The following is a 1,064-nucleotide window of genomic DNA, read 5'->3' as shown; positions in this document are numbered from 1 at the left end:
CCCTATTATCTCGACAGTAATGATCTGTTGCGCTTTACCGCCATGTCCATCGTCTACCTCGACGATAAACGACTCAGTCGTTTTCTGCCCATGCCCCAGAGCTTTTGTATCAGGAGAATTATGGTCCAGAACAAACGTCCATTTTCCACTGTTTGGGTCTATCGTCAGCCCACCAAAACGGCCTTGCTGCGAACCAACAACCTTCCATGTATGCGTATCTAAGGCATCAACATCTACTGCAGTGAGCGAACCTGAGGTTTGACCGATCAAATCTTCGGTAACTGAACCGGTGTTCTGTCCACGAATGGTAGGTAGATCGTTCGTTCCCTCAACATCAATAACAACTTGTTTAATGGTTCGCTCACCATGCTGATCTCTCACCTCGACACGAAATGTCTGCTGAATGACTTGGCCTTCAGACAAAGCCTTCACAGACGCGGAGTTAGGATGCAGAGAGAATGTCCATTTCCCTTGCCCATCTATCGATAAACTTCCGTATGAGGCGTTGGGATTTAACACTCGCCAGCTATGTGTGTCGTTTTTGTCAGCATCGTCTGGCGTCAGCTGACCGCTAATCGTCGGCGTAACGTCTTCTTTTGCCGTACCACTAAATTGGCCCGCCATCAGCGGCTTATCATTCGTACCGTTAATAACGACAGATACCACTTTTGTGGATGCTGCGCCTTGAGAATCAATGACTCTCACCGTGTGTTGGACGGTGACAGATTCCCCGTCACCAAGCCCTTGCGTATCAGGGCTTGTACGATCCAAGGTATAACGCCAGCGTCCGTTTTGATCTACCGTCAATTGCCCATATTGATCGGCACCACCGCCATCAATTGACCAAGTATGCGTGTCGCCACGATCAGGGTCGCCATCGCGTAGTCTTCCGCTCACCGTTTCGACTTGGTCTTCTATCACACTGCCAGTTGCTCGCCCTCTAATGGCAGGAGAATCATTTGTACCCTCAACAATAATAGAAACGCTTTGCGTGACGATCCCACCGTGCCCATCATCGACTTGTATTTGAAAGGTCTCAGTACGCGTTTCACCCTCTCGCAAGC

1 protein-coding gene is annotated in these 1,064 nt (G+C 49.5%); it reads right to left on the bottom strand.

All coding sequences use genetic code 11. The annotated features are described in order from the left end of the window. Nucleotides 1-1,064, bottom strand: a 1,064-nt coding sequence (locus A3739_RS23640) for a VCBS domain-containing protein (protein ID WP_197472527.1), incomplete at both ends; no start/stop codon positions are given.

It is taken from the genome of Oleiphilus sp. HI0067 (genome assembly GCF_001635735.1).
This window is presented reverse-complemented; position numbering and strand designations above follow the sequence as displayed.